Below are 14,508 nucleotides of genomic sequence, written 5' to 3'. Positions count from 1 at the left end.
TTCCGGTCCCCCCTGTTCGGGTCAACATACTCAGGGTTTTTTCAGGCGTCCAGAAAACGGGAACCGAAATACCTGTGTTTCTGTTTTTCGCTGGTCACCGAGACAATCGACGGTCGCGAAAGACCTGCGGAACCGCGGGCAGCCGGGTCGCCGGCCGGGGCGCCGTCCACCCGCCCCGACCGCTCCTGGCCTCGCGACCGGCCTGACCTCGCTCAGCTCACCGCCGGATCGAGCCCCACCTTCGGCCGGGCCCAGGAGCGTCCTCGGGTGTCCTTCAGGATCGTGTACTCCACGTCCACGTGCGGCTCGATCGCACTGTACTTGTCGTTCGGAGCGCCGATCACCAGCTGGAAGCCGAGCCCGCGCCACGCGCCGATCGCACGTTTGGTGAAGTGCGCGTCCGCCTTGATCAACGCCTCGTCCATGAACACCGGCGCGTAGCGCGGACGCGGGGCTCCCGCGTCGCCGAGCTGGTAGCGCAGCGCGGACCCGACGATGAACGCCACGAGCTCCTGCGACTCCCCGCCCGATTTCTCCCCGATGTGGTCGTAGAGGGCGACGTGCTCCCCGGTGGCGGCGTGGATCCGCTCCGCGCTCACCCGCACATGGTTGCGCACGTCGATGAGCTCGGCGAAGTCCGGAGCGGTCCGCCGCATCTTGCCGATCAGGCGGCTCATCCGGTTGTACGCGTGCTGACGCTGCTCGTCCGTCGACGCCGCTTCGATGAGGCCGCGCACCTCGCGCAGCTCCCTGCGGAAGCGTCGTCGCGCCTCGGACTGGTTCTCCCGCGGGACGATCTGGAGCCGGTGATCGTCGTCGTAGAAGGGCAGCTCCTGCATGATCCGGTTGATCGGGTCGATCCGGTCCTTGATCTCCCGCAGCGAGCGGCTGAGCGTGGAGTCGAGACTCGTCAGGTCGTTGCCGGACAGGCGCAGCAGGCTGTCGCGCCACTCGGCCTCCAGCTCGTGCAGTCCGCTCGTGCGGAGGGATTCGAGGATCCCCTCGAACTCCGCGACCGACGTGTCGGGATCCGGCAGCACGTTGAGATCCGGCCACCGCTCCAGGAACCCCGTCATCAGCCGCCGGAGGGCCTCGCGCTGCTCCTGATGCGCATCCGCCGCCGCGCGCCGGTCCTCCGCGAGGCGCTGGGCGGCCGAGCGCAGGGCGAGGTCAAGACGTGCCAGCCGCTCCGACGGGGCCGCCTGGTCCGCCTCCTCGGCGAGCAGGAAACGCGCGTCGAGGAACGCCGACTGCGCGGGATCGAGGGCGCGCTCCTCCGCCTCGGCGGCGTCGACGATGACCTGGCAGGCGTCGACGTCGTCGGTGACCTCTCCCCACTCCGCGTGCGTCCGGTCGAGGTCCGCGCGCAACCGCGCCATCTCGGCCCGCAGGCCGGCCTCACGGGCCTTGAGCTCCTCGGCCCTGGCCTTCAGACGCGCGATCTCCGGGTTGCCGTCGGTCACCTCGGACTCCACGGCGAGCCAGCGGTCGCGCTCGGCGACGACGGCGTCGACGTCGATCTGCTCCCAGGTCACGTCCTGGACCTTCGCGTAGGACTGGAGGCGCCCGACGGCGTCGTCCAGGGCGGACTCGGCCTCGCGCGCCGCGGTCTCGGCGCTCCGGTACCGGGTGTCCAGTTCGGCGAGACGCTCGTCGAGATCACGGACCCGTCGCTCGTTCGAGAAGCCCAGCACGTTGTCCCGGCCATGGCCCCCGTGGGCGCCGCGCTGCCCGCGGGAGACCTGCCCGGTGATCGTCAGCGCCTTCGGGTGCTCCGCGAGCTGCGCCGACGAGTCCACGCACACGAAGTCGAAGCGCTCCCGAAGATGCTGCTGCACCCAGCCGGTGAAGGGCGTGTCGCGGTAGTCGAGGCGCCCGGGCAGCGTCGTCGGGTCGGCGGAGACCTGCGTGCCGATCCCGACGTGCACGCCCTCGTAGTTCAACCGATCCGGGATCCGGACGGACTCGATCGCCGCGCGGAACCGCGGCAGGTTCTCGACGTCGATGAGCAGCGTGCGCGCGAATCCGCCGAGGGCGAGGTTGAAGGCGTCCCGCCACGGCTCGTACTCGGTGCGCACCTCGACGATCTCGCCCACGAAGGGCAGGTCGTCCGGAGTGAGTCCCGCTGCCTCGGCGAGCGCGGCGCGCGCCTCGTCCAGCCGCATGGGGATGCTGCCCGCGCTGCGTGCGCTCCGGTCCCGCTCGTCCCGCAGGCGCGCACGTTCCCGGTCGATCGCGCGTCGCTCCGCCTCGGCCTCCGCGAAGGCGGCGCGGGCGGACCGGCCCGTGTCGCCGCCCGTCGACGCGGTCCGTGCGCGGGCGAGCAGCGCGTCGAATGCGTCGGCCGTCGTCACTTCCTCGCCGAGCTCGCGCAGGACCGCGCCCACGCGGTCCCGCTCGCGCCGCACCTCCTCCAGCCGCCGTTCGACGCCGCGCAGCTCACGCTGGGCGGTCTCCAGCCGGTCGCCGCCGGACTGGCGCAGGACCTCCAGAAGCCCCTCGCGCTCCGCCTCCGCGGCGTCGGCGAGGGCCTGCTTCTCCCGCAGCGCGAGCTCCAGCGCGTGGGTGCGGTCGCGCAGCTCGGTCTCCACTTCGCGCAGCAGGTCCAGGCGACGCTCGGCCCGCCACAGCGCTGCGCTCGACGCCGCCTCGGTGAACGAGCCGAGCTCGTCGATGAGGCGGACGCGTTCGCTCGACGCCGCCATCCGGTCGCGAATGCCGCGGATCGGCTCGAGAGCGCTCACCTGCTGGCGAGCGGTCAGCATACTGATCCGCGTGCTCTCCAGCTCGTCGAAGTGGGCGACCACGGCGTCCGCCGTCGCCATCGTCTCCGGCTCCTCCAGGACGAGCCTCTTGTACAGGTCGTCGACGGTCGTGATCTGCTGTCCGGCCTGGATGCGTGCGAGCAGGCTGACGGCCTTCGCGCCCGCCCCCGCCGTCCCGATGCCCAGCACGGCGTGCAGGCGTGCGGAGAACTCCCGGTCGGTCCCGAGCGTCTCCAGTCCCGTCGCGCGCACCGCCGCGTCGGAGAGCCGCTGTGCCGCCGCGGCCTCGAGGCGCCCGAGGTCGAAAGCGGCGTCGACCGTCGCCCGGACCCGCACGGTGTCCTCCAGCACCCGCGCGCCCGCCGGGATGTACCAGGCGCGCACGGCCGTGAACCGGGATCCGTCGTGGTCGAGCCAGGTCATCGCGACCGCGCTCCAGGTGTCCTCGCCGTCGCCGCGCAGGACCCGGAGCTTGGTGCCCTCGTCGGTGCGGGATTCGTCGATCTTGCCGCGGCCGTAGGAGAGGATGTTCCGCTGCTCGTCGCCGCGCGGGCGCCCGGTGACGCCGCCGTTCGACGCGCCGTTGAACGGCGTCGTGTGGGGCATCATGAGCGCGATGTACGCGTCCATGAGCGTCGACTTCCCGGAACCGGACCCGCCGCACAGCAGGGTCGCGTCCGGCGAGAACCGCACCACGTGCGGTCCGGCGTCGTAGCCTCCCCAGTTGATCAGCTGCAGGTCCTCGGCCACCCACTGCTGGCCGCGGGACCCGGCCGGGATGAGCCCGAAGAGCGTCTCCACCATCGTCACGGTACGGGCACCTCCGCCGCGTCGTCCTCTCGGACCGCGGCCTCCTCGCGGACTGCGGCCCCCTGTTCGGGCCGGTCCTCCTCGTCATCCGGTCCGGCGTCGCCGTCGGCGCGGTCGTGCGGCGCCTGCTGCGCGCGCAGCCAGTCCCGCAGTTCCCTCAGGGTCTCGGCGCTGAGGACGACCTCGACGAGGGAGCTGATCCGGTAGCGTCCGTCCGTCTCCTCGTCGATGATCCCCTCGCGGTCGAGGCGGTCCATGGCGCTGCGGATCGCCTTCTGCTGGCGCGCGGTGCTGCCGTCCACGTCGGCGAAGTAGCTGAGCACCGTCTGCTCGACGTCCTCGATGTCGATGCGGGGCGCGGCCTCCCCGAGCGCCGATTCGCGCTGGTAGACGGTGCGCAGGTGCACGAGCACCAGGGTCTCGGCACGGGAGTAGGGCGCGTCCTTCAGCAGGACCGGCATGTCGATCTCGTCGGAGCGCAGCTGCTGCTTGTACGCGTACCCGCGGCCGTGGTCGATCACGAGCCGGAGGTAGAGGTCGTTCAGGCGGGACTCGATGACCTGCTGGTGATCGAGCAGCAACGTCCAGTCGCGGCGGTTGCGATCCGCGGCCACGAACCGCCGCTGCAGGAGATGGACGAGCACTCGCCGGACCTCCGGATCCAGGGTTCCCCGATCGCCGGGGAACAGCTCGTCCGCGTCGTCCTCCATCGCGACGGGGGCGATGAACGGATCGTCCTGAGGCGCAGCGGTCTCGGGCACGTCGTCAGTCAATCGCGTCTTCCTTCTCTTGTGCTCTGGTCGTCCTCGCCGTGACGGCGCCGAACGCGAACCGCCGGGTGGTGCCGTCGGGCCGCCGCGCCTCGACCGTGGAGATCCGATCCGCCTCGGTCATGCCGTTGCGGTGGGCGATCTCGAGCAGGCCCACGAGGTCGACCGGGCGCCGGGTCTCGTCCGCGGCCCCCGCGAACGCCTCGCCGAGGTCGAACTCCGGACCGAGACCGGCCAGATACGCCTCCAGCTCGTCGTAGCGCGGTCCGCCCCAGGCGCGGGTGTCGTTGTCGACGAACTCGACGTCGTCCGCGCCCGCCAGCGGGGCCGGCGTCCCGGCCGGGCGGATGTCGCTGACCGTCTGACGCAGATGGCCGAGGTCGACGAGCGGCATGCTGCGCACCGGGTCCACGCTGGCGTTGACCGCGGCGGCGCCGCCCGTCTCGTCAGTCCAGGCGTGCAGGCCGGAGAGCACGTCCCGGAGCAGGTCGTCGATCTGCCGGTCGCGCAGCGGATCGTGGGTCTTCACCTGACCGGTGATGACGTGCGACGCCCGCCGCTGGGCGGCGAGCACCTCCTCCACGCCGACCTCGACCCGCCGGCCGATGGCGTCGAGCTCGGCGCGCTGCGTGCCGTCCAGCATCCGCGCGAAGGGCTGGCGGAGCACGGAGTGCAGCTGCTCGGTGAGCGCGTCGATCCGGTCCGGATCCCCGATCAGGCGCAGAGCGCCGGCGAACGCGCGTCCCTCCGGGGTCGACTGCATCACGTCCTGCGCGCGCTGAAGGTACTCGCGCAGGACTTCGCCGGTCGGCCGCTCGTCGCGGCGGAGGTGTGCGACCACGTCGCGCTGCATGGCCTTGAGCGACTCCGCCACCCGTGTGAAGTCGGCCGGCAGCTCCCGTGCCAGGTGCAGCACGTTCTCCGCCTCTTCCAGCAGCTCCTCGTCGTCGAACGGGTCGATCTCGCCGTCGCGGGCGCGCGCGATCTCCGCGTCGAGCAGGTCCCGCTCCTCCAGCAGCCGGGCGAGGCGCCGGGCCGGATCGGCCTCCGCGTTGTCGGCGAGGTGCTCGACGGCCTCCAGCAGGGTGCGGACGCGGGAGTTCGAGACGCGCGTGCGTCCCCCGCCGGTGCGTCCGGCGATCTCCAGCGCCTCCACCGCGTGCGCGGAGAGCCGATAGACCTCGACGTCGTCGTCGATCTGGCGGACGAGCCAGCCCACGCGCGTCCAGGTGCGGCAGACCTCGCGGCCGCTGCCGCCGGGGAGCCGCCGGTCGTCGTCGTCATAGCCGGCCGCGCGCAGCTCGTCGAGGATCTCGGCGACCTCGGCGTGGGCGTCGGCGACGGCCACCGCTGGTCGATCGGCGGTGAAGAGCACCGACAGCGCCGCCACGACGAACGGGGCGAACCGGCCGTGCAGCAGATCCAGCGTGGGGGTGCGGAACGCGGCGAGGGAGCGGAGGTAGGCCGCTTCGGCACGCGTGTTCGTCACACGTTCGAGCCTACCGAGGACGCGCACCCCTTCCCGACGCGCGCGGGGGCGGGGCCGCGCCTCGCGGGTGGGGGGCGACGCAGCCTGGTGCGCGCGGTCCCGCGGGGAGTAGGGTGACGCCGTGCCGTCGATCGAAGCCCTCCTCGCCTTCGCGGTCGCGTCGCTGATCCTCATCGCGATCCCGGGTCCGAGCGTCCTGTTCGTGATCGGGCGCTCCCTCTCGCTCGGTCGCCGTGGCGGTCTGTGGAGCGTGGTGGGAAACGAGCTCGGCGGCCTCATCCCCATCACCGCCGTCGCCTTCGGCGTGGGCTCGATCGTCGCCCAGTCGGTGGCCCTGTTCACGGCCGTGAAGATCGCCGGAGCGGCGTACCTCGCGTACCTCGGAGTGCAGGCGATCCGGCACCGGAAGGACGGGATCACGGCGACTGCCGCGGAGGCTCCGCGCCGCGCCTCGGCGGCCACCGTGCTCCGGCAGGGATTCATCGTCGGCGCGTCCAACCCGAAGACGATCGTGTTCTTCGTCGCCGCTCTCCCCCAGTTCGTCGATTTCTCCGCAGGCGCGGTGCCCGTCCAGATGCTGGTCCTCGGCCTGGTCTTCACCGTCATCGCGTTCGTGTGCGACGGGGCCTGGGCCCTCGCCGCCGGGACCGCGCGGGCGTGGTTCGCCCGGTCGCCGCGCCGCCTCGCAGCCGTGCGTGCGACCGGGGGCGGCATGATGATCGGCCTCGGCGGCACGTTGCTCCTCGCGGACAACAAGGCCTGAGCGCAACCGCGATCGGCGCGCGCTATCGCGAGACGAGGTCCGCCGGGAGATCGGCCGCCGCAGCGACCGCGCGGTGCTGCCGGACGGTGAGGGTGAGCAGCGCGCCGACGACCATGATCCCGCCGGTGATGTACAGCGCGATCGTCGCGACCCCCGTGGTGTCCTTCACGAACCCGATCAGGTACGGGGCGGCGAAGCCGGCGAGGTTCCCCGTGGAGTTGATGAGGGCGATGCCGCCCGCCAGGGCCGTGCCCGCGAGCATCGAGGTCTGGAAGCTCCAGAAGATCGCGGGGATCGACAACGCCCCGGCGTTGGCGAGGCAGAGCCCCACGATGCCCCAGACCGGGTCCGTTCCGGCGACGATGCAGATCGCGAAACCGGTGGCGCTCAGCAGGAAGGCCGCCGCGATGAACCGGCGCCGCTCGCCGGCCCGGTCCGACAGGTAGCCGAAGGCGACCATCGAGACGATCGCGGCGAGACTCGGCAGGGCGCTGAGGAAGCCGACCTGCACCGCGTCCGTGATCCCGAGATCGCCGATGAGGTTCGGCAGCCAGAAGCTGATGCCGTAGAGGGCGAAGTTGTAGGAGAAGTACACCGCGGTCAGCAGCCAGATCAGCCGGCTGGAGAACACGGCGCGCAGCGGGGTCTCGGCCTCGTCGACGCGCTCGGCGGCCAGGAGGGCGCCCAGCCGCTCCCGCTCGGGCTCGGAGAGCCACGACACGGTGCGGTGGTCCTCCTGGAGGAAGAACAGCACCACGACGCCGAGCAGGACCGTGGGGATCGCCTCGATCACGAACAGCCACTGCCATCCCGCGTGGCCGAGCACGCCGTCCATGCCGCTGAGGATGAACCCGGACACCGGGCCGCCGATCAGACCCGACGAGGCGAGCGCGATGTAGAAGATGCCCCAGGCGCGCCCACGACGGCTGGCGGGGAACCAGTGCGCCATGTAGAAGAGGATGCCCGGGATGAACCCGGCCTCCGCGACACCCAGCAGGAACCGCAGGAGGTAGAACAACCACTCGCTGTCCACGATGAACATGAGGCCCGAGATGAGTCCCCACGTGATCATGATCCGGGCGATCCACTTGCGCGCGCCGACCTTGGCGAGGATCAGGTTGGAGGGGACCTCGAACAGGAAGTACCCGACGAAGAAGAGACCCGCGCCGAGCCCGTACACCACGTTCGAGAACCCTAGGTCGGCGCTCATCGTCGCCTGGGCGTAGCCGATGTTCACCCGATCGAGATAGGAGAGGAAGAAGCCGAGCATCGCGAGCGGGAGCACGCGCAGCATCACCTTGCGGAAGAGCTTGTCGTCGTTGACGGTCATGGGGGTTCCTTCGAGCGGAGCGGGTCAGGGAAGAGGGAGGGGGTCGTACACGCGACGGGCGGTGTCGTGGAAGACGGCGCGTGGGACGTCAGGGGGGAAGGCGGACAGGATCCGCCGGTAGCCGTCGACCAGACCAGGCAGGTCGGTGAACATGCCGTCGACGGGGAAGTTGCTCGCGAACATCACCCGCTCTGCACCGAAGACGCGCACGAGGTCCTCGACGGGACCGCGGTTCGCCTCGACGGTCCATGGCTGGCCTGCGACGCACAGGCCCGAGGCCTTGACGACGACGTTCGGGGCGGAGGCGACGTGCTCGAGCGCCGCACGCCATGCGGAGAGGGTCTCCGGCTCGCGATCCGTCAGCACGGCGGCGTGATCGATCACGAGCGTGGAGTCCGGGAAGTCCTCGGCCAGCCGCCTCGCCTCGGCGAGATTCCACCAGGGCGTCTGCAGGTCGAAGTGGAGACCGTGCTCTGCGAGACGCGCGTACCCGGCACGCCATGCTCGATCGCTCATCAGCGACCTCCGTCCGCTCGCCGCCTCGTCCGGCGTCGTGGGGCCGCCCGGCTTGTGCCGGACCGCCTTCACGGCGGGAACGGCGGCCAGCTCGCGCAGCCGCTCGTCGACGTCCGGGGCGTCGAGCCACGCCTGGGCGACGATCGCTCCGGGCACCCCCGTGCGCTCGCGGTACCGCTCGACCGTCGCCACCTCGCCGAGCGCGTCTCCCGGCGTCCACTCGGCCTCCATGTAGACCGAGGCGACGATGCCCGTCCCCTCGATGTCACGGAGATAGTCGGCCGGGAGGTAGTCGTGCTTGATCGCCTCGTAGTCGCCGTACCGGTGGGCGACGCGCGCGCCCGGTGCGAGCCACGGATGGCGGCCGAGGCCCAGATCCCACACGTGGTGGTGAGCGTCGATGATCGGCCCGGTATAGAGCTCAGACACGGGCGGCCGCCTTGCGCACGCCCCGGCCCTCGAAGTCGATCGACAGCGAGCCGACCAGGTACACCGCGGCGCAGACCGCGAGGTACACGAGGACCGCGGTGTATCCGCCCGTGAACTGCACGAGGAGCCCCGCCACGATCGGGACGACGATGCCCGCGGACGTGCCGGCGAAGTTCATGACGCCGCCGACGACACCGACCCGCTCGGGCTTCGCGAGTCGCCCCGGGATCGTCCAGTACAGCCCGCCGAACAGGTTGAAGAACACGCCGATGCACAGGAGGGTCACGGCGGTCGCCGCGTCCGCGACGAACGGCAGTGCCGCCAGCGCCACCAGGCTCAGCGCTCCCGAGCCGCCGAACAGGAGCTTGAAGGCACGGTTCGGCGACATGCGGCGCTGCAGCGCGTCGGCGAGGACGCCGCTGAGGATCTCCCCCGCCGCGCCGCACAGGAAGATCAGGAACGTGGCGAAGCCCATCGCCGCAAGATCGAGGCCGCGGGCCTGGGAGAGGTAGGTCGGACCCCAGGTGACGAGACCCCAGAAGACCATCGCCCATCCGATCCGGCCGACGACCATCCAGAGGACGGTCGCCCTGCTCATCCCGGGCGGCTCCTCCGCGGGGCGCTCCTCGGTGGCGCCGGAGCGGATCAGCTCGTCCTCCGCACGGTTCACCATCGGGTGCTCGGACGGGTGGTTGCGGATGAACAGCGCCACCCCGATCCCGATCACGACGGTGGCGAGGCCGATGATGAGGAACGACCAGCGCCAGGACCCGGTGGCGGCGATGAGGCCGGTGACCACGAGCGCGCCGAACGCCGAGCCGAGCGGAGCCCCGGAGTCGATCAGGGTGACGCCGGTCGAGCGGTGCCGCGCGGGGAGCCAGCGCGTCACGAGCTTGTTGGCAGAGGGCATGTACGGCGCCTCGAAGGCGCCGAGCCCGAGCCGGCTCAGCACGAGCATCACGGCGTTCCAGGCGAGACCCGCCAGCGCGGTGAAGGATCCCCACACCACGGCGGCGACGCCGATGACCCGGCGGGGTCCGAACCGGTCCGCCGCCGCTCCGCCGGGGATCTGGAACAGGCAGTACGTCCAGAAGAACGCCGACAGGATGACGCCCTGCACGGCCGGCTCGAGCAGGAACTCGGCACTGATCGTCGGCAGCGCCACCGAGAGGGAGGCGCGGTCGATGCAGTTGATCGTGTAGAAGACGAACAGCACCGCGATCACCCACCAGCGGATCCTGGTGGGGCGGGCGGAACGGGCGACGGTGCCCTCGGCGACGGTGGTCATGACGGGTCCTCGGGGGGAACGGGAGCGGATGGGAGGGAGGAGAGGTCGATGCGGTAGACGCGCGCGGCCGTGCCGTGGAACAGCGCGTCGAGCGCGGGGGCGTCGAGTCCCGCGGCCCCGGCGAGGACGGTGTCCACGACCTCGTCGACGTCGGGGGCGGTCAGGGTCGCGACCGGCAGGTTCGTGGCGAACATCGATCGATCGGCGCCGAAGATCGCGAGGGTCTCGCGCACGACGCGCTCGTTCGACGGACGATCCCAGCGGTTGGGATACAGGCCGAGCTCGGACACCTTGACGGTCGTGGCGGGGAGCGCGGCGAGGCGCTCCATACCGTCGCGCCACCGCCGCAGCCCCTCGTCGGAACGGTCCAGCGGCAGACCGCAGTGGTTCACGACGACGGCCAGATCCGGGAAGTCGGAGAGCACGTCGGCCGCCTCGGACAGGTGATGGGACGGGACCCGCAGGTCCCACGAGAACCCGTGGTGCGCCAGCGCGGCGATCCCCTCGACCCAGCGGGGGTCGTGCAGGGTGCCCGGCCCGTCGGCGCGCTCGCCCGGCCCCCGGGAGATCACCGGCTTGGAGCGGATGCCCCGCACGATCGGGCGCTGCGCGTGGGCGGCCAGGATCTCGTCGCGATCCGGCTGCAGGAAGCCGACGTGGGCGACCGCGGCGACGGGGAAGCGTCCGTCCGTCGCGGTGCTCAGCGTCTGCAGGAAGTCGTCCTCCTCGACCTGCTCGCTGCGGCTGCGCTCGGCCTCGCAGTGCACGGTCCCGATGATGTCCCATCCCGCGGTCTCGGCCCGATACTGGGCAGGGAGGAACGTCCGGCGCATCGCCGTGTAGTCCCCGAGGAAGAAGTCCTCGTCGTAGGCGTCCTGGATCCACGGCCAGTGCCCGTCGCCGTCGAGGTCCCAGAAGTGGTGGTGCGCGTCGAGGATGCGCAGCTGGTAGCCGTCGGGCAGGCGCTCGCGCCGGATCCGCTGCGCGCTCTCGACGCTCACCGCCGCACCCCGTCGACGTACGCCGCACGGACGTCCGCCGCGACGCCGTCGAGGTCGGAGAGCCGGATCAGCTCCCCGGCGGCGACGTCGCGGACCAGCCGTGCGCCGGAGAGCAGGTAGTAGCCCGCGGCGAGCGCGTCGTCGGAGTCGGCCCGCACCGTGCCCCCGTCCCGGATCACCGGTGCGACGCCGTCGATCTCGTGGTGGTGCCCGCGGACCTCGAAGACCGTGCCGGCGGGGAGCGCCCCCTCGGCCCGCGCCGCGAGGACCGTGTGGTGGCGCGGCGCCGTGAACGGCGTCTCGCCGCGTACGACGGCGTCGATCGTCAGCGGGGTCTCCACCCCCATGAAGTGGTACGGCCAGTAGATGCACGCGTAGCGGCCGGAACGGGAGACGACGTGCCCCTTGCCCGCGAGCATCCGCCACGTCTCATCGTCTCCGGTCTCGACGACGACGAAGACACCGCCGGCGAAGCTGGCCTCGCCGGGGAGCCTCAGTGCGGAGAACACGTCGACGGCGCGATCGGTCCCGATCAGGCCGCCGTCGCCGCGACGCGCGTACACGTCCGCGAGCTCGCTCGGACGGGCCACCGGATAGTGCATCCGCTCGGTGTCCGCGGTGGCCCCCGAGTACAGGGAGACCACGGCCATCTCGCAGGAGTCCGCAGCGGCGGCACGGGTGAGCGCCGAGACGGCGCGGGCACGTGCGTCGAGCGTGGCCTGGACGTCGGCGGCGAGGGTCAGGTGCTGAGCGAGCGACGGCGCCTCGATCCGCTCGTCCTGCTGCGCGACGACCCCGGTCTCCGGGTCGAAGACCAGGTCGTACTCGCCGGACTTGCCGAGCGCGACGACGGGGAGCCCGACGCGCTCCACCCAGGAGAGCAGGCGGAGGAGGTTCGCCGGCTGGTCGCCGTCACCGGGGAGGTACCCGACGCCCCGTTCCCGGGCGGCGGCGGCCAGCGAGACGCCGGCGACGCTCTCGATCTCCTTGCTGACCATCACGACCGCGACGCCGTGAGCGATCGCGTCCGCGGCGTAGCGGTATCCCGCTTCCACCCGTCCGCTCGCCTCGACGAGGACGTCGATCTCGTCCCAGCGGATGTCGGCGTGGCCAGAGATCGCCTCGGCATCCGCAAGCCCTCCGAGCTCGCCGAGGAGTGCGCGGACGCCGTCGACGTCGGGGTCGATGAGCTGCGTCGCCGTCATCCGCTCGATCGACCGGAGCTGCGCGAGGAAGGTGCGGCCGAAGCCTCCTCGAGCTCCGGTGAGAGCCACGCGGATCGGAGTGCGCGTCATCGGTGTTCCCCTCTGCACGGATCGTTCCGTGCGCTCGTCCGGGCGTCCACGGCGATTTCCCGCGGGCCCCGCTCACTGTGACACACCCCTAAAGATTTATCAAATTTGTTCACATAGATTCACACGTGGTCAAATGGAAGCACAACGACCGAGGAGGACGCGTGATCGACATCGGCGCTGTCGCGGACGACTTCACCGGCGCGACGGATCTCGCCATGGCGCTGCGGCAGCAGGGATTCCGTGCCGTCGTCTCCATCGAGGACGCAGCCCTGAACGCCGCCGCCATCGGCGACGCGGACGCCGTCGTCGTCGCCCTCAAGACCCGGACCGCCCCCGTGCCGGACGCCGTCGCGCAGAGCGTGCGCGCGATCCGCGCGCTCGAGGCCCTCGGGGCGCGGCGGTACTACGTGAAGTACTGCTCGACGTTCGACTCGACTCCGGAGGGCAACATCGGGCCGATCCTCGACGCCGTCATGGAGGAGCTCGCCGAGGAGCGCACGGTGGTCGTCCCCTCGTTCCCGGACAACGGCCGCACGGTGTACCGCGGGCATCTCTTCGTCGGAGACGACCTGCTCGAGAACTCGCCGATGCGTCATCATCCGCTCACCCCCATGACGCAGTCACGCATCCGCGACCTCCTCGCGCCGCAGACGACCCGGGACATCCATGAAGTGCCGCTGCCCGTCGTCCAGGCGGGGCCGCTCCCGCTGCGGGAGGCCTTGGACACCGCACCGGCGGGGTACGCCGTCGTCGACGCGGTGTCCGACGCCGACCTTCAGTCCATCGCCACCGCCGTGTCCGGCTGGCGACTGATCAGCGGCGGCGCGGGCCTCGCCCTCGGCATGACCGGCCCGCATCCCGACCTCCACGACGCCTTCACCGCCGTGCCGGGGCGACGGCTGATCGTGTGCGGTAGCGCCTCGTCCCGGACGCGCGCGCAGATCGCGCACGCGGCGGCGACGCTCCCGTCGCGGAAGCTCGACGTCGAGGAGGTCGCCTCCGAACCGGCACGGGTCCTCGCCGAGACGCTCGCCTGGATCCGCGAACAGGACGCCGACGCCATCCCGCTCGTCTACACCGTGGGCACGCCGGACGACGTCCGGCGAGGAGCGGACGGGAACACCGTGGCGGCCGGCATCGAGGACCTTCTGTCCGCGCTCGTGTCCCGGGCCGTCGCGGCGCTCGGCGTGACCCAGGTGATCGTCGCCGGCGGCGAGACCTCGGGTTCCGTGCTCCGGGGCCTGGGCGTCGCGCGACTGCACATCGGCCCGCGCATCGCGCCCGGGGTGTGCTGGAGCACCGCGGACGCGCCGGGCGGGCCCCTGACGATCGCGCTGAAGTCCGGGAACTTCGGCACCGAGGACATGTTCACCACCGCATGGAAGGCCATCGATGACGTCGACGATTGACGAGATCGTCCGGGCGGGGGCGCGCGTCGCAGCCGCGGGCGTCAGTCCGGGAAGCAGCGGCAACATCAGCGTCCTCTCGGACGGGATGGTCCACATGTCCGGCACCGGGACGGATCTCGGGCGTCTCACCGCGGACGACATCGCGGTGGTCACCGTCGACGGCGAGTTCGTCCGTGGCGCGACGCCGTCGAAGGAGCTCGCCCTGCACCTCGCCCTCTACGCGAAGAACCCGCACCACCGGGCCGTGGTCCATCTGCACTCGCCCTACGCGGTGGCGGCCAGCTGCCTCGAGCCGTGGTCGACGACGAGTGCGGTGCCCCCGCTGACCCCGTACTTCGTGATGCGCGTCGGGCAGTGCCCCCTCATCCCCTTCCGCGCCCCCGGCGACCCCGAGCTCGGGGAGCTGCTGCGCGCCCTCCCCCATCCCTTCCACGGCGCACTGCTCGCGAACCATGGCCAGGTCGTCTCGGCCGCGACCCCCGACGCCGCCGTGGAGGCGGCCATCGAGCTGGAGGAGGCGTGCCGGATCACCCTGCTGACCGACGGGCGCCCCCGGCGGCTCCTGCCCGCGGAGGACGTCGCGGCGCTCGCCGAGCGCTGGGGCACGCCCTGGACCGACGCTCCGGCCGTGGTTCGCTAGGCT

The 14,508-nt window shown here is 71.7% G+C and carries 11 protein-coding genes; 3 read left to right on the top strand and 8 right to left on the bottom strand.

Annotated features, from left to right (window positions below; genetic code table 11):
• Positions 1–212 precede the first annotated feature (212 nt).
• Genes MR1_RS02050 through MR1_RS02040 form a run of 3 tightly spaced genes read right to left on the bottom strand, consistent with a single transcriptional unit; the run spans position 213 to position 5,834 of the window.
• A complete protein-coding gene (locus MR1_RS02050) occupies positions 213–3,575 on the bottom strand; it encodes an ATP-binding protein (RefSeq protein ID WP_067242930.1) in 3,363 nt (1,120 codons plus the stop codon).
• Complete coding sequence (locus tag MR1_RS02045) at positions 3,572–4,336, bottom strand: DUF4194 domain-containing protein (protein WP_372449954.1); 765 nt, start codon at positions 4,334–4,336, stop codon at positions 3,572–3,574. Before MR1_RS02045 ends, MR1_RS02050 begins: the two co-directional genes overlap by 4 nt.
• 4 nt (positions 4,337–4,340) lie before the next feature.
• Positions 4,341–5,834: a DUF3375 domain-containing protein gene (locus tag MR1_RS02040; protein WP_067242928.1), complete on the bottom strand. Its 1,494-nt coding sequence runs from the start codon at positions 5,832–5,834 to the stop codon at positions 4,341–4,343.
• Positions 5,835–5,955: 121 nt separating this feature from the next.
• Here MR1_RS02040 and MR1_RS02035 point away from each other — a divergent pair, with 121 nt between their 5' ends.
• Positions 5,956–6,597: a LysE family translocator gene (locus MR1_RS02035; RefSeq protein WP_067242921.1), complete on the top strand. Its 642-nt coding sequence runs from the start codon at positions 5,956–5,958 to the stop codon at positions 6,595–6,597.
• A gap of 22 nt (positions 6,598–6,619) precedes the next feature.
• Here the strand turns inward: MR1_RS02035 and MR1_RS02030 are convergent, their stop codons facing one another.
• The 5 genes from MR1_RS02030 to MR1_RS02010 are packed head-to-tail and all read right to left on the bottom strand — an operon-like array spanning position 6,620 to position 12,456.
• Positions 6,620–7,927, bottom strand: coding sequence for an MFS transporter (locus MR1_RS02030; RefSeq protein ID WP_067242919.1), 1,308 nt, complete (start codon positions 7,925–7,927; stop codon positions 6,620–6,622).
• 24 nt (positions 7,928–7,951) lie between these two features.
• The gene (locus tag MR1_RS02025) at positions 7,952–8,872 is read right to left on the bottom strand and encodes an amidohydrolase family protein (RefSeq protein ID WP_067242917.1); all 921 of its coding nucleotides are present in this window, start codon (positions 8,870–8,872) and stop codon (positions 7,952–7,954) included.
• Complete coding sequence (locus MR1_RS02020; RefSeq protein ID WP_067242915.1) at positions 8,865–10,160, bottom strand: MFS transporter; 1,296 nt, start codon at positions 10,158–10,160, stop codon at positions 8,865–8,867. Before MR1_RS02020 ends, MR1_RS02025 begins: the two co-directional genes overlap by 8 nt.
• Complete coding sequence (locus tag MR1_RS02015; protein WP_217996165.1) at positions 10,157–11,161, bottom strand: amidohydrolase family protein; 1,005 nt, start codon at positions 11,159–11,161, stop codon at positions 10,157–10,159. Before MR1_RS02015 ends, MR1_RS02020 begins: the two co-directional genes overlap by 4 nt.
• Positions 11,158–12,456 (bottom strand): homoserine dehydrogenase, encoded by a 1,299-nt coding sequence (locus MR1_RS02010; RefSeq protein WP_067242913.1) that lies wholly within the window; start codon positions 12,454–12,456, stop codon positions 11,158–11,160. Before MR1_RS02010 ends, MR1_RS02015 begins: the two co-directional genes overlap by 4 nt.
• A gap of 161 nt (positions 12,457–12,617) precedes the next feature.
• On the opposite strand from MR1_RS02010, the gene otnK reads away from it, so the two are divergent.
• Together otnK and MR1_RS02000 are read left to right on the top strand one after the other, a co-directional pair.
• A complete protein-coding gene (gene otnK / locus MR1_RS02005) occupies positions 12,618–13,865 on the top strand; it encodes a 3-oxo-tetronate kinase (RefSeq protein ID WP_157517860.1) in 1,248 nt (415 codons plus the stop codon).
• Positions 13,849–14,505, top strand: a complete 657-nt coding sequence (locus tag MR1_RS02000) for a class II aldolase/adducin family protein (RefSeq protein WP_067242911.1) — start codon at positions 13,849–13,851, stop codon at positions 14,503–14,505. Before otnK ends, MR1_RS02000 begins: the two co-directional genes overlap by 17 nt.
• The last annotated feature ends 3 nt before the right edge of the window (positions 14,506–14,508 follow it).

The organism is Microbacterium resistens NBRC 103078 (assembly GCF_001552355.1).
GTDB classification, from domain to species: Bacteria; Actinomycetota; Actinomycetes; order Actinomycetales; family Microbacteriaceae; genus Microbacterium; species Microbacterium resistens.
The sequence above is the reverse complement of the archived record's forward strand: the minus strand, read 5'-3'. Positions and strand labels throughout refer to the sequence as shown.

What these genes read in the sequence shown, in the direction of transcription:
- MR1_RS02020 (WP_067242915.1), bottom strand. Translation starts at nt 10,160, where the DNA reads ATGACCACCGTCGCCGAGGGCACCGTCGCCCGTTCCGCCCGCCCCACC.
- MR1_RS02000 (WP_067242911.1), top strand. Translation starts at nt 13,849, where the DNA reads ATGACGTCGACGATTGACGAGATCGTCCGGGCGGGGGCGCGCGTCGCA.
- MR1_RS02010 (WP_067242913.1), bottom strand. Translation starts at nt 12,456, where the DNA reads ATGACGCGCACTCCGATCCGCGTGGCTCTCACCGGAGCTCGAGGAGGC.
- MR1_RS02030 (WP_067242919.1), bottom strand. Translation starts at nt 7,927, where the DNA reads ATGACCGTCAACGACGACAAGCTCTTCCGCAAGGTGATGCTGCGCGTG.